We start from the raw sequence: 25,645 nt of genomic DNA on the forward strand, positions 1-25,645 counted from the left end.
GACGACCCGTCATCCCCGCCCGGAGCGCGTTTCGCAGGCGCGAAATGGACTTGAGCCGGTGAAAGGCTCACTTTCTTGCCTGAGCCAGCGGTGAACGGGGAACCGCGCGGCGCTTCCCGGGTTCAAGAGCCACCCGGGCGGGCGTCGTACAAGGACGGCCGCTGGCTTGGGGGGAGACCCATCATGCGCCTGTTTCGCTGTGCCGCCTGCGATCAGCTCCTGTATTTCGAAAACCGCCGCTGCGAGAAGTGCGGCCACGATCTCGGCTACATCCCGCAAGCCAACGCCCTCGTGCCGCTGGAGCGCGAGGGGGATGCCGAGAGCAGCGTGTGGCGCGCCATCGGTCGCGGCGGCGAGCAGCGCTACCGCTTCTGCGCCAATGCGGCGTTCGATGCCTGCAACTGGCTGATGCCGGCGGAGGAGGAAGGCGAATTCTGCCTGGCCTGCCGTCACAACCGCACGGTGCCCGACCTCACGGTGCTGGAAAACCTGCGCAAGTGGCGCAAGGTGGAGGTGGCAAAGCACCGGCTCATCTATTCCCTCCTGCGCCTCAACCTGCCGCTGGAGAACAACGAGGACCGCGAGGGCGGCCTCTGCTTCGACTTCCTCGCCGACGATCCGGACGGCTCGGCCCCGAAGATCATGACCGGCCATGACGAGGGCCTCATCACCATCGCCCTCGCGGAGGCGGACGACGCCGAGCGCGAGCATCGCAAGGGGGAGCTTGGCGAGCTTTACCGTACCCTGCTCGGCCATTTCCGCCACGAGACGGGGCATTATTACTGGAACCGGCTGGTCCGTGACGCGGGTCGCCTCCAGGCCTTCCGCGCCCTCTTCGGCGACGAGACGGTGGATTATGGCGAGGCCCTGCAGGCCTATTACGCCAATGGCCCCAAGCCCGACTGGCAGATGAACTATGTCTCGGCCTACGCCACGGCCCATCCGTGGGAGGACTTCGCCGAGACGTTCAAGCACTACATCCACATCGTGGATACGCTGGAGATGGCGGGCGCCTTCGGCATGCGCGTGCAGCCGCGGCTCGACCGCACGGGCGAGCTGGGGGCGGAGGTGGATTTCAACCCCTACCGCGCCTGCGCCATCCAGCAGATGGTGGATTCCTGGCTGCCCATCTCGTTCGCGCTCAACAATCTCAACCGCTGCCTCGGCATGTCCGATGCCTATCCGTTCATCCTCGGGCCGGGCGTGATCGAGAAGGTCGGCTTCATCCACAGCCTGGTCCACCGGCAGGTGGAAGCTGATCCGGTGCCGGAGACCGTCACCGAGGAGGTGCCGCCGGGCCGTGGCGAGAATGCCGCCGATGCGCCGGAGGGCAGCCCGATCGCCGCAGTCGCGTAAGGCGTCGGCGGGGTGCGCCTTCACGCACTCGTGAAGCTGGGCGGGCGCGGATGGGGGTGCCCCTTCCGTCCCGTCGGCCTTGCAATCGGATGGCAACGGGCGACCCATGGTCGTCCCTCCGCCGTCGTTCGATTCCCCCGATGAACCAGATCGATCCCCAGTCGCCCCACGCTTCGTCAGGGGCGAAGACCCCACCCAGCCACGCCGAGATCCGCCGCATCATCTTCGGGCTGATGCTGGCCATGCTGCTGGGCGCGCTGGACCAGACCATCGTGGCCACGGCCCTGCCGACCATCGGCGATGCGTTCGGCGACTTCGCCAACCTCTCCTGGGTGGTCACGGCCTATCTCCTGACCGCGACGGTGGCGACCCCGCTTTACGGCAAGCTGAGCGACATCCACGGGCGGCGGGTGATGCTGCTGACGGCCGTCGCCGTGTTCTCGGCGGCCTCCGTGGCCTGCGCGCTGGCACCGAACCTGCTCGCCCTCATCATCGCGCGGGCGGTGCAGGGGCTGGGCGGCGGGGGCCTTATCTCCTTGTCCCAGACCATCATCGCCGATCTGGTCTCGCCGCGGGAGCGCGGGCGCTATCAGGCGCAGATCGCCGGCGTGTTCGCCGCCTCCAGCATTGCCGGTCCGGTGCTGGGCGGCCTGTTTGCGCAATATCTCAGCTGGACCCTCATCTTCTGGGTCAACCTGCCCATTGGCCTTGTGGCGCTGCTCATCACCGAGCGGCGGCTGCGCGATCTGCCGCGCCACGAGCGCCGCCATGCCATGGACTATCTGGGCGCGGCGCTGATGGCGGTGGCGAGCCTGATGCTGCTCCTCGCCCTCGGCTGGGGCGGTGTGCGCCTGCCCTGGGGCTCGCCGCCCATCCTCGGCCTGTTCGCCGGCGCGGCGGTTTTCGTGGCCCTGTTCATCTGGCGGATGCGGCGGGCGCAGGAACCGTTCCTGCCCCTCGGCCTCCTCGCCGACAAGGTGGTGGGATGGGGCATGATCGCCTCATTCCTCGCATTCGGGGGAATGGTCGGCCTGTCCATCTTCGTGCCGCTCTATTTCGAGACGGCGCGCGGCCTCTCCGCCACCCAGTCGGGCCTAGGGCTCATTCCCTTCATGGGCGGCGTGGTGATGGGGGCCGTGCTCTCCGGGCGCTCCATGGCGCGCCTTGCCCATTACAAGCGTCCGGCCCTCGCCGGGCTGACGCTCGCGTCCGCCGGGCTCCTCGCGATCGGTCTGGTTCCGGCCATGCCGCTGGCGCTGGCCCTGGCGCTGTTCGTCGTCATCGGTCTGGGTCTGGGCACGGCGCTGCCGGTCTGCACGGTGTCCATCCAGAATGCGGTGCAGCCGCATCTGATGGGCACGACGACGGGCGTCATGACCTTCTTCCGCCAGCTCGGCGGCGCGCTGGCCGTGGCCGTGCTTGGCGCCGTGCTTCTCGCCGCGCTGGCCACGGGCGGGGCGGCGGATATCGAGACCCTGGCGCGCAGCGCGGAACCGGCGCGCCTCGCAGGCGCGTTCAGCCGGGTGTTCCTCACCATGACGGTGGTGGCGGCGCTGGCGGCCGTGGCGCTGGCGTTCCTGCCGGAGCGGCCGCTGCGCACGTCGGTCCACGCCAGCGAGGGCGAGGGCAGCATCGTGTGATGCTGCCCCGGCCGGGACGGCGCGGCGCCTATTCGGCCGCGTCGGGCTTGCTTGCGGCTGCCTTCTTGGCAGCGGGCTTCTTGGTCGCCGCGGCTTTCGTCGCCGGCTTTTTGGCCGCCGGCTTCTTCGCGGCGGCCTTCTTCGGCGCGGCCTTCTCGCCATCCGCCGAAGCTGCCTTGCGGGCACCGCCACGCGCGGGCTTGGCCGGCGAAGACGCCGCCTTGGCGTCGATGAGCTGCACCGCCTGTTCCAGCGTCAGCGTTTCGGGATCGGTGGACTTGGGCAGGGTCGCATTGACCTTGCCGTGGTTCACGTAAGGCCCGAAACGGCCCGGACGCACAGTGATCGGCCCGCCCAGCGTCGGATGGTCGCCGACGACCCGCCCGGCCGGCGTGCCGCCGCGCCCGCCACGACCCTTGGACTGCTTCTCCGCGATCAGCGCCACCGCCCGGTTGAGGCCGATGGCGAGGATGTCGTCGCCGTCCTCGATGTTGGCGTAGGTGCGCCCGTGCTGGACATAGGGTCCATAGCGCCCGATGCCGGCGAGGATCGGCTCGCGATCCTCCGGATGGAGGCCGATTTCGCGCGGGAGGGCCAGCAGCTTCAGCGCGGTTTCAAGGTCAACGTCCGCCGGGGCGAGACCCTTGGGCAGCGACGAGCGCTTGGGCTTCTCGCCTTCCTTGCCCTCTCCGAGCTGGAGATAGGTGCCGAAGCGGCCGGAGCGGATGGTGACTTCCTCGCCCGAATCCGGGTCGAGGCCGAGCACGCGGGTGCCGTCGCCTTCCTGCGCATTGTCGCCGGTGAGCGGACGGGTGTGGCGGCACTCGGGATAGTTGGAGCAGCCGATGAAGGCGCCGAACTTGCCCATCTTCAGCGAGAGCCGGCCGGTGCCGCAGGTGGGGCACAGGCGCGGGTCTGTCCCGTCCTCGGTGGGCGGGAAGATGTGGGCGGTCAGCATCTCGTCGAGGGCGTCCAGCACCTGCGACACGCGCAGATCCTTGGTGGCCTCGATGGCGGCGTGGAAATCCTGCCAGAAGGCGCGCAGCACCTCCTTCCAGTCGAGTTCGGCCGCGGAAACCTCGTCGAGCTTCTCTTCCAGGTCGGCGGTGAAATCGTATTCCACGTAACGCTTGAAGAAGCTTTCGAGGAAGGCCGTGACGAGCCGGCCCTTGTCCTCCGGCACCAGCTTCTTCTTGTCGAGCTTTACATATTCGCGGTCGCGCAGCACGGCGAGCACGGCGGCATAGGTGGAGGGGCGGCCGATGCCCAGCTCCTCCATGCGCTTCACCAGCGAGGCTTCCGAATAGCGCGGCGGCGGCTCGGTGAAGTGCTGGGTGGTGTTGATGTCGCGCTTGGCCAGGGCCTCGTTGGCGCTCATGGCCGGAAGGCGGCGGCCTTCTTCGTCGTCGTCCTCGTCGTCCTTGCCCTCGCGGTAGAGGGTGAGGAAGCCGTCGAACTTCACCACGGTGCCGGTGGCGGTGAGGTCCAGCGTGCGGGCGCCGGCTTTCGCCTCGATGTCCGCCGTGGTGCGCTCCAGCTCGGCCGATTCCATCTGGCTCGCGACCGTGCGGATCCAGATCAGCTCATAGAGCTTGGCCTGCTCGCCATCGAGATAGCGGGCCACATCGCGCGGATGACGCGAGGGGTCGGTGGGGCGGATGGCCTCGTGGGCTTCCTGCGCGTTCTTGGCCTTGGTGGTGTACTTGCGCGGCACGCCGGGCAGGTACTTCTGGCCGAACTGCTTGCCGATGGCATCGCGGGTGGCGGCAACGGCCTCGGGGGCCATGTCCACGCCGTCGGTTCGCATATAGGTGATGAGACCCACCGTCTCGCCGCCCACGTCCACGCCCTCATAGAGGCGCTGGGCGATCTGCATGGTGCGGGCGGGCGCGAGGCCGAGCTTGCGGCTCGCCTCCTGCTGCAGGGTGGAGGTGGTGAAGGGCGGCTGGGGATGCCGCTTCATGGGCTTGGCTTCGACCGAGCGCACCCGGAACGCCGCGCTGTCCAGCGCTTCGCGGAAGGCCTTCGCCTCCTCCGCCGTGCCCACCGAGAGGCGGGTGATCTTCTTGCCGTCGGCGCCGGAAAGGCGGGCCTCGAACTCCTCGTTCCGCGGCGTCGCGAGCCGGGCGAGGATGGACCAGTATTCCTTGCGGACGAAGGTCTCGATCTCCCGCTCGCGGTCGCAGACGAGGCGCAGCGCCACCGACTGCACGCGGCCGGCGGAGCGCGCGCCGGGCAGCTTGCGCCACAGCACGGGGGAGAGGGTGAAGCCCACGAGATAATCGAGGGCGCGGCGGGCGAGATAAGCGTCCACCAGGGCCACGTCGATATCGCGCGGCGCCTTCATGGCCTCCAGCACCGCCTGCTTGGTGATGGCGTTGAAGACCACGCGCTCGACCTTCTGGCCCTTGAGCGCCTTCTTCTGCCGCAGCACCTCCAGCACGTGCCAGGAGATGGCCTCGCCTTCGCGATCCGGGTCGGTGGCGAGGATCAGGCCATCGGCCCCCTTCACGGCGGCGGCGATCTCGTTGAGCCGCTTCTGCGCCTTGGGGTCCACGTCCCACAGCATGCGGAAGTCGGCGTCCGGATCCACCGACCCGTCCTTCGACGGGAGGTCGCGAACGTGGCCGTAGGAGGCGATGACCTCGTAGCCGGGACCGAGATATTTGTTGATCGTCTTCGCCTTGGCCGGCGATTCGACGATGACGACCTGCATGACGAACCGTGTCTCAATCAAGGGCCGCCGCCCCATTGCGCGGCCTTGGAAAGGGGAGGGAGCATCCCGCGATACCGTTTGGTATCCCGGGAGCGAAGCGTGAAGCTCCGGCTCCGATGCCCGGCGTCTGATCGCGATCGCTCACCCCAGCAAGAGGATCGCGACGCCGAGAGCGCCGCAACATGGGGAGCCAAGGGGCGCCTGTCAAATGGTGCCCCCCTTCAGGCTCAGCCGCCGGGTTTGATGAAAGTACAACCCAGAGTATGTTTCAATATCGAACTCAATCTTTAAGACCAGTCTCAGATACCAACCGGGGCTTGGAACCGACATGACCGAACGGTCTCCCGTCGACATCGCCGACGATGCGGCCGCGACGGCTGCCTATGTCGCCGCCATTACCGCCGAATTGTCACGTCTCGCCCGCAACCACGGGTTCAGTACCCTCGCCTATGTGCTCGATATGGCGCGTCAGGAGGCGCGCGCGTTGGCCGACAACGTATCGTCGCGCGGACCGGGGAGCACCGACGCCGAGCGGCGGTGAGCCGCTCCGCCCCTATTTGAGCGCAACCCGCCCGGTGCCCGGGCGGTCGAGGCGTCCGGCAAGCTCAAGCTCCAGCAGCACGATCTGGACTTCCGCGACCGTGCAACCGGACAGGCGGACCAGATCGTCGGTCGGCGTCGGCACCGGGCCGAGCAGCGAGATCACGCGGGCACGCGCATCGTCCCCCGGCGTGACCGGCCCCGCCGGCACGAACGGCGCCTCCGCCTCCACCACCGGATCCTCGCGCCGCCCGGCGATGGGGGTGAGCACTTCGATCACATCTGCGGCCTCGGTGACGAGGGTCGCGCCGCGCTTCAGCAGGCGATTGGTGCCGCCCGCGCGGGGATCGAGCGGCGAGCCGGGCACGGCGAACACCTCGCGCCCCTGCTCGGCGGCAAGGCGCGCGGTGATGAGCGAGCCGGAGCGCTCCGCCGCCTCCACCACCACCACGCCGAGGCTCATGCCCGAAACCAGACGGTTGCGGCGGGGAAAGTCGCGGGCGCGGGGCTCCCAGCCGATGGGCATCTCGGAGACAAGCGCGCCGGTCGCGGCCACCTTCTCCATCAGACCGAGGTTTTCGGGCGGGTAGGGCTTGGCCAGTCCGCCAGCGAACACGCCCACCGTTCCGCCGTCGAGGCTCGCCTCGTGGGCGGCCGCATCGATGCCGCGGGCAAGGCCGGACACCACAACCCATCCGCCCGCCGCGAGATCCCGCGCGAGCCGCGCCGCGAAGGTGCGGCCTGCGGCAGAGGCGTTGCGGGCGCCGACGATGCCGACCATGGGCCGGCGCAAGACCTCGGCCTCGCCGCGCACGGAGATCAGCGGCGGCGCATCGTCGAGGGCGGCGAGGGCAGGGGGATAGTCGCGCTCGCCGAGCGCGACCAGCCGGGCACCCATGCGGGCGTGCGCCTCCATCTCGGCGTCCGCCTCGGCGATGGTGGGCGTGTGCGGCGGCATCAGCCGTCCGCCGCGCCGGGCGAGGGAGGGTAGGGCCTCAAGCGCCGCACCGGCGCCGCCGAACTGGTTGATGAGGGCGCGGAAGGTGCGCGGGCCGACATTCTCGGTGCGGATCAGCCGCAGCCAGTCGCGGCGCTGCTCCGGCCCGAGCAATTCGCCCTTCGACGGCCCGCTGGCGGGACCCTGTGCCCTGCCCCGCGCCATGTCGCCTCAGCCCTTCGCGCCGATCTTGCCCTCGGTGCCTTCCAGCAGCCGGCGGATGTTCTCGTGGTGCTTCAGCCACAGCAGGATGGCGAGCACGGCGAGCAGCACGGCGAGGTTGTTGTGCCCGAGGCCCATGGCCGCGATGACCGTGGCAACCGACGCCATGAGCGCGGACAAAGAGGAGTAACGCGTGAAATAGGCCGCCCCCAGCCACACCACCGCGAAGGCGATGGCAGCGGGCCAGAACAGCCCGATGGTGACGCCCAGGAAGGTCGCAACGCCCTTGCCGCCCTTGAAGCGCAGCCAGACCGGCGCGATGTGGCCGAGAAAGGCGCCGACAGCCGCCGCCATGGCGGCCGTCTCTCCCGCGAAATGGCGGGCGAGGAGAACGGCCGCGGTGCCTTTCAGCGCGTCCAGCAGAAGGGTTGCGGCGGCAAGATCCTTGCGCCCGGTGCGCAGCACGTTGGTGGCGCCGATGTTGCCGGAGCCGATGGTGCGCAGGTCCTTGGTACCGGCAAATCGCGTGAGGAGGAGCCCGAACGGGACCGAGCCGAGCAGGTAGCCGAACGCGAGCGCGATCAGCAGCACGAGCGCGGGCGGGGTATCAGGCATGCGCACCTCGAACGATCTCGCCGCGCCGCCGCGGCGGGACGGCACAGGTCACGGTGGGTCAAACGTATTCGTAGACGGTGCGCCCGGCAACGACGGTCCGCAGCACCCGCCCGTCGAGGCGGGCCTCGTCGAACGGCGTGTTCCGGCAACGCGACTTCAGGGAGCGGGGATCGAGCACATAGGGCATGCCGGGATCGAACACGATCACGTCCCCCGCTGCACCGGGCCGAAGCGTGCCGGCATCCAGACCCAGAATCTGCGCCGGCCGGGTGGAGAGGGCGGCGAGCAGGTTCACGAGGTCCACCTGATCGGAATGGACAAGGCGCAGCGCGGCGGAGAGCAGCGTCTCCAGCCCGATGGCGCCGGGCTCAGCCTCCGAGAAGGGCAGGCGCTTGCCCTCCACGTCCTGCGGCAGATGGTCGGAGACCACCACGTCCAGCAGGCCGGAGGCCAGCGCGCGGATCAGCGCCTGCCGGTCTTCCTCCCCGCGCAGGGGCGGGGCGAGGCGGAAATAGGTGCGGTAGGCGCCGATATCCAGCTCGTTGAACGAAAGGTGGTTGATGCTGACCGAGGCCGTCACCGGCAGGCCGGCGGCCTTGGCCCGCTCCAGCACCTCCAGCGATTCGGCGCAGGTGAGCGCCGCCGCGTGGTAGCGCGAGCGCGCCGCGCCCACGAGCCGCACGTCCCGTTCGAGGATGATGGTCTCGGCTGCCTTCGGATTGCCGGAGAGGCCGAGGCGAGAGGCGAAGGCCCCCTCGTTCATCGCCCCCTGCGACATGGAGGCATCCTCGGTGTGGTGCACCAGGAGGGCGTCGAAATCGCGGGCATAGGTGAGCGCGCGGCGCAGCACCTGGGCGTTCATGATGGACTTGTGGCCATCGGTGAAGGCGACGGCACCGGCAGCCTGCAGCAGGCCGATCTCGGTCATCTCGTGGCCTTCGAGGCCCTTGGTGATGGCGGCCATCGGATGCACCCGCACTACCGCCGTGTCCCGCGCCCGGCGCAGGATGAAGTCCACGATGGCCGGATCGTCCACCGCCGGGTCCGTATCCGGCTGGCAGATGATGGTGGTGACACCGCCCGCCGCCGCCGCGTGGCTCGCCGAGGCGAGGGTCTCACGATGCTCGGCGCCGGGCTCGCCCACGAAGGCGCGCATGTCCACGAGGCCGGGCGCGACCACCGCGCCGGCGCAATCCACCACCTCGGCTCCATCCGGGATGCCGGCGGCGGCGATGCCGAAGCCGGCGTCCTTCACTACGCCGTCGGCGAGGAAGACGTCGCCGTGGAAGTCCGCGCCGCGCGAGGGGTCGATGACCCGCGCATTGGCGAGCAGCAGCGGCCGGGAATCGTTGGAATGGGAGCGGCCGTTACGCATTGGGAAGCTTCCGCGCGAGGGAATCGAGCACCGCCATGCGCACGGCGACGCCCATCTCCACCTGCTCACGAATGAGGGACTGCGCCCCGTCCGCGATGGCGGAATCGATCTCCACACCGCGGTTCATGGGGCCGGGGTGCATCACCAGCGCGTCGGGCGCGGCGTAGCGCAGCTTGGCCTCGTCGAGGCCGAAATAGTGGAAATACTCCTTCACCGAGGGGATGAAGGAGCCGGCCATGCGCTCGCGCTGGAGGCGCAGCATCATCACGATGTCCGCCCCTTCCAGCCCCGCCTCCATGGTGCGGAACACCTCGACGCCGAGGCTCTCCACGCCCGAGGGCAAGAGGGTGGAGGGCGCGACCACGCGCACCTTGGCGCCCATGGTGTTGAGGAGCGCGATGTTGGAGCGCGCCACGCGCGAATGCAGCACATCCCCGCAGATGGCGACCGTGAGGCCCTGGATGCGCCCCTTGTTGCGCCGGATGGTGAGGGCGTCGAGCAGCGCCTGGGTGGGGTGCTCGTGGGCGCCGTCGCCGGCATTCACCACGCAGCAATCCACCTTGCGCGCCAGAAGCGCCACCGCGCCCGAGGCGTGATGCCGGACGACAAGGATGTCCGGGTGCATGGCATTCAGCGTGATGGCGGTGTCTATGAGCGTCTCGCCCTTCTTCACCGAAGAGGAGGCGACCGACATGTTCATCACGTCGGCGCCGAGCCGCTTGCCCGCGATCTCGAACGAGGACTGGGTGCGGGTGGAGGCCTCGAAGAACAGGTTGATCTGGGTGCGTCCGCGCAGCGTCGTGCGCTTCTTCTCGATCTGCCGGTTGAGTTCGACGAACTCCTCGGCGAGGTCGAGCAGACCCGTGATCTCGCCGGCGGAAAGCCCTTCGATGCCGATGAGGTCTCGGCCGGAGAGCGTGAAGGCGGAAGGATCTTGCATGGCAGGCGGGAGGCATAGCGGCCAAGCGCGGCCCCGGCAAGGGAAGCCTGTGAATGAAGCTTGGCGCGGCAAGGCATCGATCGCCGTGATTTACCGGCCGTTCACCATCCGTGAAGGGCGGTCCCGGTGATTCCCCGGCGTCGCCACACTTTGGAACGAAGTCTCATCGAGCCTTTTCGCTGCCGGATCGGACGGGCTGTTGCGAGCCGCCAGACCGTCGCCCCGGAGGTTGGGAGTTACTCGTCATGTCCATTCTGATGCGGACGAACCTCATGGCGCTCGGCGTCGCCGTGGTGCTCACCGGCAGTGCCGGAACGGGCAACGCCGCCGCCATCGGCACCGGCGCGTTGGCCATGGCGCCGGCCAAGGCCGCGAGCGTCACCGATGTCGGCTACTGGTATCGCGGCCGCTATTATCGCGGCGGCTGCTGGAACTGCGGCAATGGCGCAGCGCTCGGCGCTGGCGTCGCCATCGGCGTGCTGGGTGCGGCCGCCATCGCCGGCGCTGTGGCTGCGCCCCCGCCGCCCCCGGTCGTCTATTACGAGCAGCCGCCGGTTGTTTATTACCAGCCCGCGCCGCGCGTCTATCTGGAGCCGGTGCCCCCGCCGCGCCCGCGCAGCTGCTGGGTGACGACCGGCCCCGGCGGGCAGGGCTATTTCTCGCCCTGCTGAGTCGCGGGGAGACGAGGTTCGTCAGGGCGGCCTCGGCCGCCCTTTCGTTTGGGTCAGGCCAGCATCGTCAGGCCAGCATTTTGGCGATGGTCACCACCAGCGGCAGCGTGATGGCGGCGCCGATGATCTGGATGGTCAGGATCTCCGCAAGGAGCGGCGCGTCTCCGCCCATCTGCCGCGCCAGCACATAGCCATTGGGCGCGGACGGCACGGCGGCGGTGATCGCCACCACCACAAGCTCCGTGCCGCTCAACCCGAATGCCAGCGCCAGGGCGATCGCGATGGCCGGCTTCACCAGCAGCTTCAGTGCGAGGCTGGCGAACACGATGGCGCGCGGCCGCTTCAGCCGGTCCAGGATCAGGCCGCCGCCGACCACCAGAAGCCCCAGCGCCAGCGAGGCCTTGCCGAGGATGTCGCCGAACTCCACCAGGACGGGCGGCACCGGGACGTGCGTGACGTTGAGCAGGGCACCCGCCGAGCAGGCCCAGATGTAGGGATTGCGCGCCAACTGCTCGGCCACATAGGCGAAGGTGGGCGGGTGGCGGCCGGAGAAGGAGGCGAGCACCAGCACGGCGATGATGTTCACCACCGGGATCATCGCCACCAGCGCCAGCGCGGCGATGGTGATTCCCGCCGCGCCGTAGAGGCCGCCTGCTACTGCCAGCACGATGTAGGTGTTCCATCGCACCGCCCCCTGGAACAGGGAGGTGAAGCCCGGGCCGTCCGCCGCCAGCGCCGCGATCAGCGGCTTGTGCAGGAGAACGATCAGGCCGGAGAGGATCACAACGGTCCCGATAAGCGCGCCGGCAACCGCCACGACGTTCACCGTGCTCAGGTCCGCCTTCACCGCGGAGACCACCAGAAGCGCCGGGAACAGCACGAAATAGGTCAGCTTCTCCAGCGCCGCCCAATGGGCCGCATCCTTCAGGAGGATGCGTCGCAGCACGGCGCCGAGGGCGATGACGAGGAAGACCGGCACGAGGGCCGTGAAGATGAGGCTCATGGGGCAGACGCTTACCGTGCCGGCCGTTCGGCGGCAGGCAATTACTCCTACACGGCTGTGTGAATTCGCCGCGCGCCCGCTTTAGGCCCGGAGCCGGGATAAGAAAAGCGCCATTGTCCCGAAATGGGGCAGGGCCGGCGGCTCGCGAAGAACCTGCCGGGAACGGGAGAGGACCGAATCAGTCTTCGAAGTCGGTTCCCGCCTCGTTCTGCGCGAGGCGGTCGAGGAAGCCGAGTGCCCCGTCGAGGATGAAGGCCGCTGCGTGCTGATCCACCACCTCGGCCCGTCGCGACCGGCTCATGTCCGCCGAGATCAGCGCTCGCTCGACCGCGACGGTGGACAGTCGTTCGTCCCACAGGGCGATCGGCCGCCCCGCCAGCCGGGCGAAATTGCGGGCAAACGCCCGGCTCGCCTGCGCGCGGGGACCTTCGGTGCCGTCCATATTGAGCGGCAGTCCCAGCACGAAGGCCACCGCCCGCCGCTCGTCGGCGAGGGCCACCAGACGCAGGGCCTCGGCGGTGAACTTGGTGCGCTTCACCGTCTCGATCACGGTCGCGATGCGGCGGTCCGGGTCGGAGCCGGCGACGCCGATGGTCTTGGTGCCGAGATCAAGCCCGATCAGCGCCCCGCGCGGCGGCAGAAGGGCGGCGATGTCCGCGAGCGGACCGACGGGGGCGGGGAGGGGCGCGTCTACCATGCGTGAGGGGTAGAGGATTTGTGGAGCGGAGCAAGGGGGTAGCCTACCAACCTGTACCAATCCTTGGTATTCTTCGGGGAGGAGCTAACCCATGTCGCGCAACACGTCCGTTTCCCTCGGCGACCATTTCGCCAGTTTCGTCGATCGCCAAGTGGAGGCGGGACGCTATAGTTCGGCCAGCGATGTGGTGCGCGCCGGCCTGCGGTTGCTGGAGGAGCATGAGGCGCGACTCGATGCGCTCCGGTCGGCTCTGGCCGAGGGCGAGGCGAGCGGGCCGGGTGAGCCCTTCGATGTCGAATCTTTCCTCGCCGAGAAGCGGTCCGGCGCGGCCTGACCGCATATGGCGCGCCTTCTCCTGATCCTTACTCCCAAGGCGCGGCAGGATCTCGATTCCATCTGGACGTTCTCGCAAGACCGCTGGGGCACGGCGCAGGCCGAAACCTACGTGAGGCTGATCGCCGGCGCGCTGGATTGCCTCGCCCGAGGAACCGTCGTCGGCCGTGATGCAAGCGCGGCGAAGGCCGGCTATCTGCGCCACGCCGTTGGATCGCACGTGGTCTTTTTCCGGCTCGCAGGCAAAGAAACGCTGGAGGTCGTCCGAATTCTGCACCAACGGATGGACCTGCCACGCCACCTCTGACGGGCCGCCCCCGCGCCCAAACCCTTCCACCGCGGCATACCCCTTGCTATAGCGGCAGGCAGCTTTTGGGAGCCTACTCATGTCCGTCGATCAGGCGACAGTCCGCCGGGTGGCCCATCTCGCACGCATCGCCGTGCGGGAGGAGGAACTCGGCCATCTTCAGAACGAGCTCAACGCCATTCTCGATTTCGTCGAGCAACTGGCGGATCTCGATGTCTCCGGGGTCGAGCCGCTGACCAGCGTTGTCCCCATGGAGCTGCCCATGCGGGAAGACGCCGTGACCGATGGGAACTGCCCGGAGAAGGTGCTCGCCAATGCCCCCGATGCCGAGGGTGGCTTCTTTACCGTGCCGAAGGTGGTGGAATGACCAAGCTCACCAAGCTCACCCTCACCCAGGCGCGCGAGGGGCTTGCCCAGGGCGAGTTCACCTCCGTCGAGCTCACCGAGGCCTATCTGAAGGCCATGGAAGAGGCGCGCCCGCTCAATGCCTATGTGCTTGAGACGCCGGAGATCGCCCTTGAGATGGCGAAGGAGAGCGACAAGCGCATCGCCTCCGGCGACACCGGGCATCTGGAGGGCATCCCCCTCGGCATCAAGGACATGTTCGCCACCGAGGGCGTGCGCACCACGGCCTGCTCGAAGATCCTCGAGAATTTCGTGCCGCAGTACGAATCCACCGTCACCTCCCACCTGTGGCGGGACGGGGCGGTGATGCTCGGCAAGCTGAACAACGACGAGTTCGCCATGGGCTCGTCCAACGAGACCTCGGCCTTCGGCCCCGTGGTGTCGCCCTGGCAGCGCGACGGCGACACGACCCCCATCGTGCCCGGCGGCTCGTCCGGTGGCTCGGCGGCGGCGGTGGCGGCCTTCCTGTGCGCGGGCGCGACGGGCACGGATACCGGCGGCTCCATCCGCCAGCCGGCGGCCTTCACCGGCACGGTCGGCATCAAGCCCACCTATGGCCGCTGCTCGCGCTGGGGCATCGTCGCCTTCGCCTCGTCCCTCGACCAGGCCGGCCCCTTCGCCCGCACGGTGAACGATGCGGCCATCCTGCTGCGCTCCATGGCCGGCTACGACCCGAAGGATTCCACCTGCGTCAACCGGCCGGTGCCGGACTATGAGGAGGCGGTCGGCGCCTCCATCAAGGGCAAGAAGATCGGCATTCCGCGCGAATACCGCATGGACGGCATGGCCGACGAGATCGACACCCTCTGGCGCGAGGGCGCCAAGTGGCTGGAAGAGGCCGGCGCGGAGATCGTCGACATCTCCCTGCCCCATACCCAGTACGCCTTGCCGGCCTATTACATCGTGGCGCCTGCGGAAGCCTCGTCCAACCTCGCCCGCTATGACGGCGTGCGCTACGGCGCCCGCGTGCCGGGCAAGGACGTGGTGGAGATGTATGAGAACACCCGCGCCGCCGGCTTCGGCCCGGAAGTGCGCCGGCGCATCATGATCGGCACCTATGTGCTCTCCGCCGGCTATTACGATGCCTATTACCTGCGCGCCCAGAAGGTCCGCAGCCTCATCAAGCGGGACTTCGACCTCGCCTTCGCGCAGGGCGTTGACGCCGTGCTGACCCCGGCGACCCCGTCGCCCGCCTTCGGTATCGGCGAGAAGCTGAAGGCCGATCCGGTGGAGATGTATCTCAACGACGTCTTCACGGTGACGGTGAACATGGCCGGCCTGCCGGGCATCTCCGTCCCCGCCGGCCTTTCGGCCGATGGCCTGCCGCTGGGCCTCCAGCTCATCGGCCGCCCGTTCGAGGAAGAGACGCTGTTCTCTCTCGCCGAGGTGATCGAGGAAGCGGCGGGCCGCTTCCCGGTCGAAGATTTGTGGTGGAAGGCTTGAGAGACACCCTCCGGCGCTGCGAAACCCCGGGCTTGCCCGGGTTTCGCGGTCCGAACGGGTTCCAGGCCGGCAAGCCGGCGCCATTGGGGGGCATCCATCCAGCTCTGAGGCCAAGCCCCCCGTCAATCGCGCCCTCAATAGTACCCGAGCGGCGCCTTCGGCACGTCCTGGGCATGACGCAGGGCGGTGAGCCGCTTGAGCAGCGACTTCTGGCGTCGGGAAAACAGCGCGATCAGGCGTGACCGGAAGGTGGCGCCCACCTGCCGCAGCTCGCGGTTCTCGTCCAGGGCCGCCTTGAAGGCGTGGACGAGATCGTCTGTCGCCGACAGCACGCGACGATAGGGAAAGATGCGGGCCAGCTCGGGATAGCGCACTTCGCCCCGTCGCTCGACGAACGGCTGGAGCCGCGCATGACGTCCGCCGCGATCCGGGCCGAGAACCTCCGCCAGCCGATCCAGCGCGCGCACCCGGATGTCCGATTCCTCCTTGAGGATGCCCACCCCTGCCAGGATCCGGTCCGGAGCGCCTTCCGAGAAGTCGGTCCGGGCGGTCCAGCGCAGATAGCCGGCGATTCCCTTGCTCACCAGTTGCGCCTCCGACCGGGCCGGGAAATGGGCGAGCTGGACGTTGGGCAGCATCATGGACGGCAGCGTGACGTCCCACTTGGTTGCCCGGTGGTTGCCGTCGATGATGGCAAAGCCCCGCTCGCAGGCGAGGGGGCCGGGCACTACCACCTTGAAGATGTAGGGGTCGTGCACCGCCACGTGGCGCAGCCGGGTCAGGGGGCAGGGCTCGTCCGGGTCGTCCTCTTCGGTCATGAGATAATGACGCGGGTTCAGCCCGCCGAGGCGATATCCGCCGATGGCGGCGAGATCCGTCTCCAGGGCCGCGCGATCCTCCGCGACGATGAATTCATCGCCATCCAGAGGAAAGATGAAATCCCACGATGAAGCGTTCATGGCGTGCGTGATCAGGGCCGTAGTGCGCTCGCCCTGATGATAAGCCGCCAGTGATTTCTCAGAAGTCACCGATATGGGAAGACCTTCCTCGACGAGAATTTCGAGGATGCGAGTTGTCTGGTCGGTACTGCCATCATCTACAATGTAAAGATGATCTAAGAAAAATAGATTATGGCGTACCCACGCTTCGATTATGTCCGCTTCATCGCGGACGATGGAGACCCCCGCCAGCCTCATCAGCCCTACTCCTACTAGCCCCCGGTGCACAATCTAAAGGCGGGCTGAGCAGAATTTGGGTACGGCGGTAGCGGGACCGCGGCGGTTTTGCGGGCGAAATGAGGCGCAGATAACTTGGTGTAACAAAGTGTTTCGAGACGTTGCGGCATCGCATGGCCGTTGCCTGCAATGTCGCCTAGGGGTACGACACGGCCAGATGGCGGCGCTGCCGCAAGGACCAGACAGTGCGGACCATCCGCGCACGACGATAGGACGACCATGACCCTTCACACCCGGCCCGCGGAGGCCAAGAAGCTGATTTCCGGCGCCACCGGTGATTGGGAGGTGGTGATCGGCATGGAGGTGCACGCCCAGGTCGCTTCCAATGCCAAGCTGTTCTCCGGCGCCTCCACCGCCTTCGGCGGCGAGCCCAACGACCACGTGTCGCTGGTGGATGCCGCCATGCCGGGCATGCTGCCCGTCATCAACAAGGAGTGCGTCGCGCAGGCGGTGCGCACCGGGCTCGGCCTGAAGGCGGAGATCAACCTGCATTCGGTGTTCGACCGGAAGAACTATTTCTACCCGGACCTGCCGCAGGGCTACCAGATCAGCCAGTTCAAGCAGCCCGTGGTGGGCGAGGGCGAGGTGATCGTCGATCTGCTGGACGGCGAGAGCTTCACCGTGGGCATCGAGCGCCTGCATCTGGAGCAGGACGCCGGCAAGTCCATCCATGACCTGTCGCCGACCCTCTCCTTCGTGGACCTCAACCGCTCCGGCGTGGCGCTGATGGAGATCGTCTCCCGCCCCGACCTGCGCTCGGCGGATGAGGCGAAGGCCTATGTGACCAAGCTGCGCACCATCCTGCGCTATCTCGGCACCTGCGACGGCGACATGGAGAAGGGAAACCTGCGCGCCGACGTGAACGTCTCCGTGCGCCGGCCCGGTGAGCCGCTCGGCACGCGCTGCGAGATCAAGAACGTCAATTCCATCCGCTTCATCGGCCAGGCCATCGAGGTGGAGGCGCGGCGCCAGATCGAGATCCTCGAGGACGGCGGCAAGATCGATCAGGAAACGCGCCTGTTCGATCCGAACAAGGGCGAAACGCGGTCCATGCGCTCCAAGGAAGAGGCGCACGACTACCGCTATTTCCCCGACCCGGACCTCCTGCCCCTCGATATCAAGCCCGAGTGGGTGGAGGAGCTGAAAGAGAATCTTCCCGAGCTGCCGGACGAGAAGAAGGCCCGCTTCATCGCCGAATACGGCCTCTCGCCCTACGACGCGGGCGTGCTGGTGGCCGAGCGCGAGACCGCCGACTATTTCGAGCAGGTGGTGGAAGGCGGCGGCGCCAAGCGCGACGGCAAGGCGGCGGCCAACTTCGTCATCAACGAGCTGTTCGGCCGGCTGAACAAGGAGGGGAAGGACATCACCTCCTCGCCCGTCACGCCCCAGCAGATCGGCGCCATCCTCGACCTGATCGGGGAGGGCACCATCTCCTCCAAGATCGCCAAGGACCTGTTCGAGATCATCTTCACCGAGGGCGGCGACCCGCGCGTGGTGGTCGAGGCGCGCGGCATGAAGCAGGTGACGGACACCGGCGCCATCGAGAAGGTGGTGGACGAGATCATCGCCGCCAATCCGGACAAGGTGGCCCAGGTGCAGGCCAAGCCCACCATGCTCGGCTGGTTCGTCGGCCAGGCCATGAAGGCCTCCGGCGGCAAGGCCAACCCGCAGGCGCTGAACGATATTCTGAAGGCGAAGCTCGGGATCTGAGGGCGTGCTTTCTCTGAGGGGTGCGCGGTAGTTGCCGCCGCGCCGCTCGCACTCCCTCTCCCCTTGCGGGAGAGGGTTGGGGTGAGGGGTGTCTCGCCCTTTCCCCCAGCAGCTGGAAGGCGGCACCCCCTCACCCCCTCACCCCCAGCCCCTCTCCCGCAAGGGGAGAGGGGAGCCGTCAGCTCCCCCTCAGACGAGCGGCTTGCCCGGCACCGTCGGCCCGAATACCTCCTCGAACGCCACCCGCATCACCGCATCCACCTCGGCCATCGTCACCGGCAGGCCGAGGTCGGCGAGGCTGGTCACGCCGTGCTCGCGCACGCCGCAGGGGACGATGCCGCCGAAGTGGCTGAGGTCCGGCTCCACGTTCAGCGAAATGCCGTGGAACGTCACCCAGCGACGCACGCGGATGCCGATGGCGGCGATCTTGTCCTCTCCGCCGCCCTTCCGCCGCACCCAGACGCCCACCCGGTCCTCCCGCCGCTCGCCGGTGACGTTGAAGGCGGAAAGGGTGCCGATGATCCAGGCTTCCAGCGCGCTCACGTAACGTCGCACGTCCGCCGAGCGGCGCTTGAGGTCGAGCATCACATAGGCCACCCGCTGGCCGGGGCCGTGATAGGTGAACTGGCCGCCCCGGCCCGTCTCGTAGACCGGGAATCGCGCGTCCACGAGGTCTTCCGGCCGCGCGCTGGTGCCGGCGGTATAGAGCGGGGGATGCTCCAGCAGCCAAACGCATTCCGCCGCCGTGCCCTCGGCGATGGCAGCCGCGCGTGCCTCCATCGCCGCGAGGGCCTCCGGATAGGGCACGAGAGCGTCGCTCACCACCCACTCCACCGGGGGAGCGGAAGAATCGAGCGGGCGGAAGTCGGTTTCCAGGCTGGCGCGGGTAACGGCGGGGGTGGGGGCGCTGGCGTTCATGCGAACTGCTTTAATCCATCCGCACGGTGGGTCCAGCCCCCGCCGTCTCAGGGTTCGCGGAACCGTCATCCACAGGCCGCAGCACGAGCGGCGCGTTACCTTTGCCGGGCACTTGTGGCGGCACATTCGATCTGTTAGACGATGGCCCCCGGCCGGAAGCGGTCCTCTCCCGAGGAACCTTGAGGCCGGTGCCATCCCTGACTGCGGTCGTGGCGGAATTGGTAGACGCGCTAGCTTGAGGTGCTAGTGGGGAGACCCGTGGAGGTTCGAGTCCTCTCGTCCGCACCAGGTTGATCTGGCTTTTGAAAAAGGCCCTTGCCGGATTTCGGCGAGGGCCTTTTTCGTTTTCGGGCCTGTCGCCGGTCAGAGCCGGGAGACCACCCGCAGCAGCACGAGGCCGCTCGCGCCGATGAGGAGCGCGCCGATGCACGTGTCGGCGGCAGATCGCATCTTCAGATAGAGGCGGCGGGCGGGCGGGGCGGAAAAGAGGAAGGCGAGCAGGCCGAACCATCCGGCGGCCACAGAAAACACCAGCACCGGACTGGCGAACATCGCGCCCCGGCCGGCCGCGGCGGCGAGCAGCCCGCCCGAGGCCAGGAAGAACGACAGCGATACGGGGTTGGTGACCGCTGTGAGGAAGCCGAGGCGAAAGGCCTCGCGTCCGGTCCGGTGGACCGTGGCCTGGGGCGTTTGGCCCGAACGGCCGCGTAGCGTCCACACCTCAAGCAGGCAGCTGATTCCGGCGCGCAGCAGAAGGACCGCGTAGAGCAGGCAGAACACCAGCTGCAGCCGGCCGAGATCGCCCGAAGGGTCAATCCCGCTCAACAGGCCGAGACAGATGACCACGGTGGTGACGTTGACCGTTGCACCAGCGGAGACACCGAGCGCGGCGGCCAGTCCAACGGGCCGGCCGGCGAGGCTGGCGCGGCTGACCACCAGGAAGTTCGCACCCGGGACCAGAACCATGGCCGCGTAGGTGCCTGCGAAGACCAGAAGGGCAGAGGGAATTTCGTCGGACATGCCGTCGTCTCCGCAGTTCGTGCGGAGGCATATGCACACCCCGGTGCCACAAGCGCTTCCCTCAAACGCTGGATGCGGCTGCGATGGGCAGAACGCGCGTTACCCTCAGCCCTTCGGCACCATGTGCACGATGCTGTAGCCGTTCTGCTTCAAGGCCTTGAGGAAGGCGGGAATCATCGCTGCGGTATAGGGCTTGGTGTCGTGGAACAGCACGATCCCCCCGCCGGCCGCATCGAGCCGCTTCATCACCAGATCCAGCTCGGCCTCCGGGGTCATCACGTTCCAGTCGCTGGCCCACAAGTCCGCGCCGAATACGGCGATGCCCTTTCGCTCGAGATATTCGAGGAGCTGCGGCGTCGAGGCGAATCCCGGGAATCGGAAGAAGGGCACGCGGGGCGCCGCCCCGGCGGCGCCGTAGGCAGCGGTGTCGTCGGCGGCGATGCCGCGCTCGATCTCCTTCACCGCCGCGTCGAAGGGGATCTTCGCCAGGGTCGCAGCGGGATGGGTCATGGTGTGGTGGGCGACCGTGTGGCCCTCCGCCATTTCCCGCTTCACCAGCTGCGGCCGGGCGCGGGCATTCTCGCCGATGAGGAAGAAGGTGGCGCGCACGCATTCCGCCTTCAGCGCGTCGAGCACGGCGGCTGTGGTGGTCGGCCATGGCCCGTCGTCGAAGGTGAGCACGACCTCCTTCGACGCCAGCGGCAGCGTATCCGGGAAGGACTTCTTGCCGACGCGCAGGCCCTTGGGGTCGATCTCCATCACCCGCGCCGTCCCCAGCGCCTCCGGCCCGCAGGCGAGGGCAGGGCCGGGCGCGCAGAGGAGAAGGGCAGCGGCCGCCAGAAGAAGGCGCCGTGCGCGGGCTGGACGCTTCATCCCCGCCACGGCCGTCAGCCTTGGGGGAACGGCCAGGCCGGGCTCTGGCCCACCTGCCCGCGATGGCGGAGGAGGTGGTCGGCCAGCACGCACCACACCATGGCCTCGCCCACCGGCACGGCGCGGATGCCGACACACGGGTCGTGCCGGCCCTTGGTGAAGATCTCGGTCTCGTGTCCGCTGCGGTCCACGGTCTGGCGCGGCGTGAGGATGGAGGAGGTGGGCTTCACCGCGAAGCGCGCGACGATGGGGGCGCCGGTGGAGATGCCGCCAAGGATGCCGCCCGCATGGTTGGCGAGGAAGTGCGGTCGCCCCTCGTTGCCGAGGCGCATCTCGTCCGCATTCTGCTCGCCGGTGAGGCGGGCGGCGTTGAAGCCCTCACCGATTTCTACGCCTTTGGCGGCATTGATCCCCATGAGGGCGGCGGCAAGGTCTCCGTCCAGCTTGGCATAGAGCGGCGCGCCGAGGCCGGGGGGAACGCCCTCCGCCACCAGCTCCACCACCGCGCCCACCGAGGAGCCGGCTTTGCGGATGCCGTCGAGGTATTCCTCGAACAGCGGCACGGTGCCGGGGTCCGGGCAGAAGAACGGATTGTTGCCCACCTCGTCCCAGTCCCAGCGGGACCGGTCGATCTCGATCTTGCCGATGCGCACCACGGCGCCGCGCACGGTGACACCGGGCAGCACCTTGGCGGCGATGGCGCCGGCCGCCACCCGCGTCGCCGTCTCCCGCGCAGAGGACCGTCCGCCGCCGCGATGGTCGCGGATGCCGTATTTGATGTCGTAGGTGAAGTCCGCATGGCCGGGGCGGTAGGCGCCGGCGATATCGGCATAGTCCTTGGACCTCTGGTCCACGTTCTCGATCAGCAGCGCGATGGGCGTGCCGGTGGTGACGAGCCCGCCCTCGGGGTGGGGCAGGGTGCCGGACAGCACCTTCACCTCGTCCGGCTCGCGGCGCTGGGTGGTGAAGCGGGACTGGCCGGGCCGCCGCCGGTCGAGGGCCGCCTGCACCTCCTCGATGGTGAAGCGCAAATTGGGCGGGCAGCCATCCACCACGCAGCCGATGGCGACCCCGTGGCTTTCGCCGAAGGTGGTCACGCGGAACATGTGGCCGAAGGTGTTGAACGACATGGCGCCTTTAGTCCTCGTACTGCTCCGGGCTCAATAAACGAGGACGGCCGGCAAGGGAACGAGGAAGGGTCGGCGCCGCCCACCGCGCATTTGTGGCTCCGGCGTCACACAGGAAGGGCATCCTGTGCTATGACGTGCGCCGACGGAGCACCACACCCCCGCCATGCCTCTACTCGAAATCCTGATCGTCCTCGTCCTCGTTCTCATCAACGCCGTTCTCGCAGCAGCGGAATTGTCGATCGTCTCGTCTCGCCCCGCGCGGCTGAAGACGCTGGCTGATCGCGGGAACAAGGGGGCCAAGGCGGCCATGCGGCTGGCGGAAGACCCCGGCCGCTTCCTCTCCACCGTCCAGATCGGAATCACCCTCATCGGCATCCTGGCCGGCGCCTTCTCCGGCGCCAGCCTCGGCGATCTTCTGGGCGAGACGCTGCGGGAGGCCGGACTGCCCACCGGTGTCGCGCACCCGCTGGGCTATACGGCGGTGGTGGTGGCCATCACCTATGTGTCGCTGGTGATCGGCGAACTCATCCCCAAACGGCTCGCGCTTCAGAATGCGGAGCCTCTGGCGTGCATTCTCGCGCCCCTCATGATCGGGCTCTCCAAGGTGTCGGCGCCCATGGTGTGGCTGCTCGATGCCTCGACCCGCGCAGTTCTCACACTGCTCGGCCGGGGCGGCAGCCGCTCCAGCTCGGTCACCGACGAGGAAATCCGCGCCATCATCACCGAGGCCGAGACGGCGGGCGTCATCGACCCCGCCGAACGGCGCATGATTTCCGGCGTGATGCGCCTCGCCGACCGCCCGGTGACGGCCATCATGACGCCCCGGCCGGACGTGGAGTGGGTGGACATCTCCAAGGATGCGGAGGAGGTGCGCCACGTTCTCCTCACCACGCCCCACTCGCGCCTGCCGGCCTGCGACGGATCGCCCGAGGAGACCATCGGTGTCATCCAGGCCAAGCGCGTGCTCGACGCCTATCTGAAGGGCGAGCGGCCCGACCCGCGGCAATATGTGCAGACGGTGCCGTTCATCGTGGAAAACGTGGGCGCCTTGGAGGCCATGCGCGTGCTGCGCGGCGCCGAGGTGCCCATGGCCATCGTGGTGGACGAGTACGGCGACATGGCCGGCGTGGTGACAGGCTACGATCTGCTGCTCGCCATCACCGGATCGGTTGAGGCCAGCCATGAGCCGGGCGATGCGCATGTGGAGCGCAACGTGGTCGAGCGCCACGACGGCAGCTATCTGGTGGCCGGCGACACGCCGGTGGACGAACTGCGCGACCTGCTGGACGTCGCCCTCCCGATCGACGAGGGCTTCCACACGGTCGCCGGCTTCGCCCTCTCCCACCTCAAGGAGCTCCCCGAGGAGGGCGAGGTCTTCACGGCGCTGGGATGGCGGTTCGAGATCGTCGACATGGACGGCCGCCGCATCGACAAGCTGCTGGTGTCGCGGCCCCATGTGCTGCACCGGCAGGAAGTGGCTGGGCAGGGCTGAGGCCCCGCCCGCGCCGGACCTTCGGCCTCTCGATTAATCCCGCCGGGCGAGGGAGCGCAGGAAGCCCTCGTATTCCTCGGTCAGCTCCATATCCACGCCGAACGCGTTCTTTAGCAGGATGTTGGCGATGAAGGGCTGATCGTTGCGCTTCTCTTCGAGCGTTTCGCGCAGGACCGGCACCGTATCCTCGATGTGCTTGAGGAAGGCGATGCCTTTCTCCAGCGTCTCGGTCCATTTGGCGCGGTGCCACAGGGCCAGCGGGTACATGATCTCGTGGACGAAGTTGGACTTGCGGGCCTTCTCGAAGAAGCGCAGGCCCGCGCTCCAGTTCTCCTTGGAACGCAGCGGCGGGGGCGGGATGTCGCCCAGCAGCATCTTCTTGCCGGCCTGCCCCACGAAATCCTCGAGCGTGATGGGCGTCTCGATGTTGGTGCGGAAGTGCCAGAGGGCGAAGTTGCCCGGATATTCCTTGCCCCAGGCGTCGATGAAGGCGGCCTCCACCTTGTCGACCGCCGCCTTGTCGCCTTTCAGCGCGGCCGTCATGCAGAAGGCGAACATGGCGTCGTTGGCGACATTGTGCACGCCGCCGTTGGCAAGGTCGGCCGGGCTGAGGGTGGGGGTCTTGCCATCAGCCGGAACCGTCGCATCGCCGGCGCGCAGGGCGGTGATGAATTTGGTGATTTCCAGCCAGCCCATGTAGTGGGCGATGAAGGCGTCCGGATCCACATGGACGATGGCGAGGTTGAGCGGCATCTTCCGCTTCTGCAGTTCGGCCATGTCGGTCATGAAAAGTCCCCCCGGGGCTCGGGTGAAAAGGCGTCAACAAACGACCCTGCCCGTCGCGTTCGCGACACGGGTGCCGGGCCTACCGGTTTGACGCAGCAAGAAAAATGCCAAGGGGAAATGTGTGGACGGACAGCGCGGAAGCTCAGTCCGCGACCTCGAAGCCGCCGCGGGCGACCACGTAGACCGCCCCCTGCCGCACGGGCAGATTGGAGGCCTCGGCTTCCGGCATCCCGGCCTTCACGTGCAGCAGTGCGCGGATGACGCCGCCGTGGGTAACGATGACGGCGTCATCCTCGATCTCGGCGCAGGCCGCGCCGACGCGCTCGCACAGGGTGCGATAGCTTTCGCCGCCGGGGGGCGCGAAGTTCCAGGGATCGAGATCGCGCCGGCGCACGGCGTCATGGTCGCGGCGGCGCAGCTCGGGCCAGGTCTGGCCCTCCCATATGCCGAAGGAGATTTCAGCGAAGCGGATGTCGGTCTTGAAATCGCTGACAGGCAGATCGAGGCCGGTGCGCAGGATGCGCATGGTCTCTACGGCCCGCGACAGGGGGCTGGAGACATAGGCCAAGGCACGCGTATCTCCCGCCAGCTGAGCGAGCACGCGTCCGACCTGGCCCGCCTGGATGCGGCCGAGCGTGTTCAGCGGCACGTCGCGGCGCCCCTGGAGCCGGCCCACCACATTCCAGTCGGTCTCGCCATGGCGGACGAGGAAAAAGCGTCGCGTCGTCATCTCTCTCCGGCCCGCCCCGTCGGGCGCGGCGTCGCTCACCGCGGCGGAATCGTGATTACGTGGTCGTACCACTCGCCGCGCGGCGGGTAGGTCACACGCAGCTTGATGGTCGAGCCCGGCGCCGCCTTGCCCTTGTAGCTCACGATGAGCCCCTTGGCCGGCTGGCCGATGCACTTGGTGGTGCGCCCGCCATCGATTCCCGTGGCGACGAAACGGCCATACTGGATGCCGACCTTGCCGCCGGGCGGGGCGGAGAGGACCTGGATGGTCGGAATCTGCGTCTGCTGGCAATTGTAGTCGGAGGTGCCGGCGGCGAAGAGCGCGCTGCGGCTGCCGCCGCCCCCGATCATGAAGCTGACGCCGCTCTCGTAGGGCGTCACATAGTCCGGGAAGATCGCGCCGCCCGGGCCGAACACGCGGTCGCGGAACGGATACTGCTCGAAGGTCGGCGGGCTCTGCGCCAGAGCCGCACCGGCAGACACGAGCAGTCCCGCGGAGACGGCAACGGCGAGGGCGAAACGGGAGGCCCGGGAATCAAGCGCCGTCATGGT

The 25,645-nt window shown here is 68.2% G+C and carries 25 protein-coding genes and 1 tRNA gene; 11 read left to right on the plus strand and 15 right to left on the minus strand.

The genetic code is table 11. The features are described from left to right. Nucleotides 1-183 precede the first annotated feature (183 nt). Together V5F74_RS14410 and V5F74_RS14415 are read left to right on the plus strand one after the other, a co-directional pair. The gene (locus V5F74_RS14410; protein WP_394008746.1) at nucleotides 184-1,356 is read left to right on the plus strand and encodes a zinc-binding metallopeptidase family protein; all 1,173 of its coding nucleotides are present in this window, start codon (nucleotides 184-186) and stop codon (nucleotides 1,354-1,356) included. 140 nt (nucleotides 1,357-1,496) lie between these two features. Next, nucleotides 1,497-2,996: an MDR family MFS transporter gene (locus V5F74_RS14415; RefSeq protein ID WP_394008748.1), complete on the plus strand. Its 1,500-nt coding sequence runs from the start codon at nucleotides 1,497-1,499 to the stop codon at nucleotides 2,994-2,996. Nucleotides 2,997-3,024: 28 nt separating this feature from the next. On the opposite strand, the gene topA is transcribed toward V5F74_RS14415, so the two are convergent. Continuing rightward, complete coding sequence (gene topA / locus V5F74_RS14420; protein WP_394008929.1) at nucleotides 3,025-5,712, minus strand: type I DNA topoisomerase; 2,688 nt, start codon at nucleotides 5,710-5,712, stop codon at nucleotides 3,025-3,027. A 328-nt stretch (nucleotides 5,713-6,040) separates the two neighbouring features. Between topA and V5F74_RS14425 the strand changes: the two genes are divergently transcribed. Beyond that, nucleotides 6,041-6,253 carry a hypothetical protein gene (locus V5F74_RS14425; RefSeq protein WP_024278933.1) on the plus strand — a complete coding sequence of 71 codons (213 nt, stop codon included), beginning with the start codon at nucleotides 6,041-6,043 and terminating at the stop codon, nucleotides 6,251-6,253. A gap of 12 nt (nucleotides 6,254-6,265) precedes the next feature. Here V5F74_RS14425 and dprA read toward each other — a convergent pair whose 3' ends face one another. From dprA to V5F74_RS14445, 4 genes are read right to left on the minus strand one after another with little or no spacing between them, the layout of a single operon-like run. Next, entirely contained in the window at nucleotides 6,266-7,414 is a 1,149-nt protein-coding gene (dprA, locus tag V5F74_RS14430; RefSeq protein ID WP_051679256.1) for a DNA-processing protein DprA, read from the minus strand. 6 nt (nucleotides 7,415-7,420) lie between these two features. Next, nucleotides 7,421-8,026 (minus strand): glycerol-3-phosphate 1-O-acyltransferase PlsY, encoded by a 606-nt coding sequence (gene plsY, locus V5F74_RS14435; RefSeq protein ID WP_029558608.1) that lies wholly within the window; start codon nucleotides 8,024-8,026, stop codon nucleotides 7,421-7,423. A gap of 58 nt (nucleotides 8,027-8,084) precedes the next feature. After that, nucleotides 8,085-9,401 carry a dihydroorotase gene (locus tag V5F74_RS14440; RefSeq protein WP_250165812.1) on the minus strand — a complete coding sequence of 439 codons (1,317 nt, stop codon included), beginning with the start codon at nucleotides 9,399-9,401 and terminating at the stop codon, nucleotides 8,085-8,087. Beyond that, nucleotides 9,394-10,341, minus strand: coding sequence for an aspartate carbamoyltransferase catalytic subunit (locus tag V5F74_RS14445; protein WP_024278937.1), 948 nt, complete (start codon nucleotides 10,339-10,341; stop codon nucleotides 9,394-9,396). The genes V5F74_RS14440 and V5F74_RS14445 overlap by 8 nt, the downstream gene beginning before the upstream one ends. 245 nt (nucleotides 10,342-10,586) lie before the next feature. On the opposite strand from V5F74_RS14445, the gene V5F74_RS14450 reads away from it, so the two are divergent. Further along, a complete protein-coding gene (locus tag V5F74_RS14450) occupies nucleotides 10,587-11,012 on the plus strand; it encodes a hypothetical protein (RefSeq protein WP_250165813.1) in 426 nt (141 codons plus the stop codon). A 67-nt stretch (nucleotides 11,013-11,079) separates the two neighbouring features. Here the strand turns inward: V5F74_RS14450 and V5F74_RS14455 are convergent, their stop codons facing one another. Both V5F74_RS14455 and ruvX read right to left on the minus strand, forming a co-directional pair. Beyond that, nucleotides 11,080-12,015 (minus strand): AEC family transporter, encoded by a 936-nt coding sequence (locus V5F74_RS14455; RefSeq protein ID WP_024278939.1) that lies wholly within the window; start codon nucleotides 12,013-12,015, stop codon nucleotides 11,080-11,082. Between the two features lie 178 nt (nucleotides 12,016-12,193). Beyond that, the gene (ruvX, locus tag V5F74_RS14460) at nucleotides 12,194-12,712 is read right to left on the minus strand and encodes a Holliday junction resolvase RuvX (RefSeq protein ID WP_024278940.1); all 519 of its coding nucleotides are present in this window, start codon (nucleotides 12,710-12,712) and stop codon (nucleotides 12,194-12,196) included. A gap of 91 nt (nucleotides 12,713-12,803) precedes the next feature. Between ruvX and V5F74_RS14465 the strand changes: the two genes are divergently transcribed. From V5F74_RS14465 to gatA, 4 genes are all read left to right on the plus strand, one after another. Then, a complete protein-coding gene (locus V5F74_RS14465) occupies nucleotides 12,804-13,046 on the plus strand; it encodes a type II toxin-antitoxin system ParD family antitoxin (RefSeq protein WP_029558606.1) in 243 nt (80 codons plus the stop codon). A gap of 6 nt (nucleotides 13,047-13,052) precedes the next feature. Next, on the plus strand, nucleotides 13,053-13,352 hold the full coding sequence (locus V5F74_RS14470; RefSeq protein ID WP_029558605.1) for a type II toxin-antitoxin system RelE/ParE family toxin: 300 nt from the start codon (nucleotides 13,053-13,055) through the stop codon (nucleotides 13,350-13,352). A gap of 79 nt (nucleotides 13,353-13,431) precedes the next feature. Further along, nucleotides 13,432-13,719, plus strand: a complete 288-nt coding sequence (gatC, locus tag V5F74_RS14475; RefSeq protein WP_029558604.1) for an Asp-tRNA(Asn)/Glu-tRNA(Gln) amidotransferase subunit GatC — start codon at nucleotides 13,432-13,434, stop codon at nucleotides 13,717-13,719. Continuing rightward, complete coding sequence (gatA, locus tag V5F74_RS14480) at nucleotides 13,716-15,200, plus strand: Asp-tRNA(Asn)/Glu-tRNA(Gln) amidotransferase subunit GatA (protein WP_374251772.1); 1,485 nt, start codon at nucleotides 13,716-13,718, stop codon at nucleotides 15,198-15,200. Before gatC ends, gatA begins: the two co-directional genes overlap by 4 nt. Nucleotides 15,201-15,334: 134 nt before the next feature. Here gatA and V5F74_RS14485 read toward each other — a convergent pair whose 3' ends face one another. Next, on the minus strand, nucleotides 15,335-16,396 hold the full coding sequence (locus V5F74_RS14485; RefSeq protein WP_374251771.1) for a glycosyltransferase family 2 protein: 1,062 nt from the start codon (nucleotides 16,394-16,396) through the stop codon (nucleotides 15,335-15,337). 258 nt (nucleotides 16,397-16,654) lie between these two features. Between V5F74_RS14485 and gatB the strand changes: the two genes are divergently transcribed. Continuing rightward, nucleotides 16,655-18,145, plus strand: coding sequence for an Asp-tRNA(Asn)/Glu-tRNA(Gln) amidotransferase subunit GatB (gene gatB, locus V5F74_RS14490; protein WP_029558601.1), 1,491 nt, complete (start codon nucleotides 16,655-16,657; stop codon nucleotides 18,143-18,145). A gap of 189 nt (nucleotides 18,146-18,334) precedes the next feature. Here gatB and lipB read toward each other — a convergent pair whose 3' ends face one another. Beyond that, the gene (gene lipB / locus V5F74_RS14495; protein ID WP_394008755.1) at nucleotides 18,335-19,063 is read right to left on the minus strand and encodes a lipoyl(octanoyl) transferase LipB; all 729 of its coding nucleotides are present in this window, start codon (nucleotides 19,061-19,063) and stop codon (nucleotides 18,335-18,337) included. 203 nt (nucleotides 19,064-19,266) lie between these two features. Here lipB and V5F74_RS14500 point away from each other — a divergent pair. Next, a tRNA-Leu gene (locus V5F74_RS14500) sits at nucleotides 19,267-19,351 on the plus strand. Nucleotides 19,352-19,426: 75 nt separating this feature from the next. On the opposite strand, the gene V5F74_RS14505 is transcribed toward V5F74_RS14500, so the two are convergent. The 3 genes from V5F74_RS14505 to aroC form a co-directional block, all read right to left on the minus strand. After that, on the minus strand, nucleotides 19,427-20,083 hold the full coding sequence (locus V5F74_RS14505) for a LysE family transporter (protein WP_394008757.1): 657 nt from the start codon (nucleotides 20,081-20,083) through the stop codon (nucleotides 19,427-19,429). Nucleotides 20,084-20,188: 105 nt separating this feature from the next. Further along, nucleotides 20,189-20,956, minus strand: a complete 768-nt coding sequence (locus tag V5F74_RS14510) for a polysaccharide deacetylase family protein (RefSeq protein ID WP_394008759.1) — start codon at nucleotides 20,954-20,956, stop codon at nucleotides 20,189-20,191. Between the two features lie 14 nt (nucleotides 20,957-20,970). Then, nucleotides 20,971-22,086, minus strand: coding sequence for a chorismate synthase (aroC, locus tag V5F74_RS14515; RefSeq protein ID WP_394008761.1), 1,116 nt, complete (start codon nucleotides 22,084-22,086; stop codon nucleotides 20,971-20,973). Between the two features lie 163 nt (nucleotides 22,087-22,249). Between aroC and V5F74_RS14520 the strand changes: the two genes are divergently transcribed. Continuing rightward, complete coding sequence (locus V5F74_RS14520) at nucleotides 22,250-23,578, plus strand: hemolysin family protein (protein ID WP_394008763.1); 1,329 nt, start codon at nucleotides 22,250-22,252, stop codon at nucleotides 23,576-23,578. A gap of 33 nt (nucleotides 23,579-23,611) precedes the next feature. Here V5F74_RS14520 and V5F74_RS14525 read toward each other — a convergent pair whose 3' ends face one another. The 3 genes from V5F74_RS14525 to V5F74_RS14535 form a co-directional block, all read right to left on the minus strand. Next, nucleotides 23,612-24,364, minus strand: coding sequence for a hypothetical protein (locus V5F74_RS14525; RefSeq protein ID WP_024278951.1), 753 nt, complete (start codon nucleotides 24,362-24,364; stop codon nucleotides 23,612-23,614). A gap of 142 nt (nucleotides 24,365-24,506) precedes the next feature. Beyond that, nucleotides 24,507-25,094 carry a histidine phosphatase family protein gene (locus tag V5F74_RS14530; protein ID WP_394008765.1) on the minus strand — a complete coding sequence of 196 codons (588 nt, stop codon included), beginning with the start codon at nucleotides 25,092-25,094 and terminating at the stop codon, nucleotides 24,507-24,509. Nucleotides 25,095-25,129: 35 nt separating this feature from the next. Next, a complete protein-coding gene (locus V5F74_RS14535) occupies nucleotides 25,130-25,642 on the minus strand; it encodes a hypothetical protein (RefSeq protein WP_250165819.1) in 513 nt (170 codons plus the stop codon). Nucleotides 25,643-25,645 lie beyond the last annotated feature (3 nt).

The sequence above is a fragment of the Xanthobacter aminoxidans genome, assembly GCF_043193615.1.
Lineage (GTDB): Bacteria > Pseudomonadota > Alphaproteobacteria > Rhizobiales > Xanthobacteraceae > Xanthobacter > Xanthobacter aminoxidans.

Excerpts from the sequence above, each read along its gene's own strand:
- V5F74_RS14485 (WP_374251771.1), bottom strand. The coding sequence starts at position 16,396 with ATGAGGCTGGCGGGGGTCTCCATCGTCCGCGATGAAGCGGACATAATC.
- ruvX (WP_024278940.1), bottom strand. The coding sequence starts at position 12,712 with ATGGTAGACGCGCCCCTCCCCGCCCCCGTCGGTCCGCTCGCGGACATC.
- plsY (WP_029558608.1), bottom strand. The coding sequence starts at position 8,026 with ATGCCTGATACCCCGCCCGCGCTCGTGCTGCTGATCGCGCTCGCGTTC.
- V5F74_RS14450 (WP_250165813.1), top strand. The coding sequence starts at position 10,587 with ATGTCCATTCTGATGCGGACGAACCTCATGGCGCTCGGCGTCGCCGTG.
- V5F74_RS14425 (WP_024278933.1), top strand. The coding sequence starts at position 6,041 with ATGACCGAACGGTCTCCCGTCGACATCGCCGACGATGCGGCCGCGACG.
- V5F74_RS14510 (WP_394008759.1), bottom strand. The coding sequence starts at position 20,956 with ATGAAGCGTCCAGCCCGCGCACGGCGCCTTCTTCTGGCGGCCGCTGCC.
- V5F74_RS14465 (WP_029558606.1), top strand. The coding sequence starts at position 12,804 with ATGTCGCGCAACACGTCCGTTTCCCTCGGCGACCATTTCGCCAGTTTC.
- gatC (WP_029558604.1), top strand. The coding sequence starts at position 13,432 with ATGTCCGTCGATCAGGCGACAGTCCGCCGGGTGGCCCATCTCGCACGC.
- V5F74_RS14525 (WP_024278951.1), bottom strand. The coding sequence starts at position 24,364 with ATGACCGACATGGCCGAACTGCAGAAGCGGAAGATGCCGCTCAACCTC.
- V5F74_RS14440 (WP_250165812.1), bottom strand. The coding sequence starts at position 9,401 with ATGCGTAACGGCCGCTCCCATTCCAACGATTCCCGGCCGCTGCTGCTC.
- V5F74_RS14535 (WP_250165819.1), bottom strand. The coding sequence starts at position 25,642 with ATGACGGCGCTTGATTCCCGGGCCTCCCGTTTCGCCCTCGCCGTTGCC.
- lipB (WP_394008755.1), bottom strand. The coding sequence starts at position 19,063 with ATGAACGCCAGCGCCCCCACCCCCGCCGTTACCCGCGCCAGCCTGGAA.
- gatA (WP_374251772.1), top strand. The coding sequence starts at position 13,716 with ATGACCAAGCTCACCAAGCTCACCCTCACCCAGGCGCGCGAGGGGCTT.
- V5F74_RS14455 (WP_024278939.1), bottom strand. The coding sequence starts at position 12,015 with ATGAGCCTCATCTTCACGGCCCTCGTGCCGGTCTTCCTCGTCATCGCC.
- V5F74_RS14415 (WP_394008748.1), top strand. The coding sequence starts at position 1,497 with ATGAACCAGATCGATCCCCAGTCGCCCCACGCTTCGTCAGGGGCGAAG.
- topA (WP_394008929.1), bottom strand. The coding sequence starts at position 5,712 with ATGCAGGTCGTCATCGTCGAATCGCCGGCCAAGGCGAAGACGATCAAC.
- V5F74_RS14410 (WP_394008746.1), top strand. The coding sequence starts at position 184 with ATGCGCCTGTTTCGCTGTGCCGCCTGCGATCAGCTCCTGTATTTCGAA.
- V5F74_RS14470 (WP_029558605.1), top strand. The coding sequence starts at position 13,053 with ATGGCGCGCCTTCTCCTGATCCTTACTCCCAAGGCGCGGCAGGATCTC.
- V5F74_RS14520 (WP_394008763.1), top strand. The coding sequence starts at position 22,250 with ATGCCTCTACTCGAAATCCTGATCGTCCTCGTCCTCGTTCTCATCAAC.
- gatB (WP_029558601.1), top strand. The coding sequence starts at position 16,655 with ATGACCCTTCACACCCGGCCCGCGGAGGCCAAGAAGCTGATTTCCGGC.
- V5F74_RS14530 (WP_394008765.1), bottom strand. The coding sequence starts at position 25,094 with ATGACGACGCGACGCTTTTTCCTCGTCCGCCATGGCGAGACCGACTGG.
- dprA (WP_051679256.1), bottom strand. The coding sequence starts at position 7,414 with ATGGCGCGGGGCAGGGCACAGGGTCCCGCCAGCGGGCCGTCGAAGGGC.
- V5F74_RS14505 (WP_394008757.1), bottom strand. The coding sequence starts at position 20,083 with ATGTCCGACGAAATTCCCTCTGCCCTTCTGGTCTTCGCAGGCACCTAC.
- aroC (WP_394008761.1), bottom strand. The coding sequence starts at position 22,086 with ATGTCGTTCAACACCTTCGGCCACATGTTCCGCGTGACCACCTTCGGC.
- V5F74_RS14445 (WP_024278937.1), bottom strand. The coding sequence starts at position 10,341 with ATGCAAGATCCTTCCGCCTTCACGCTCTCCGGCCGAGACCTCATCGGC.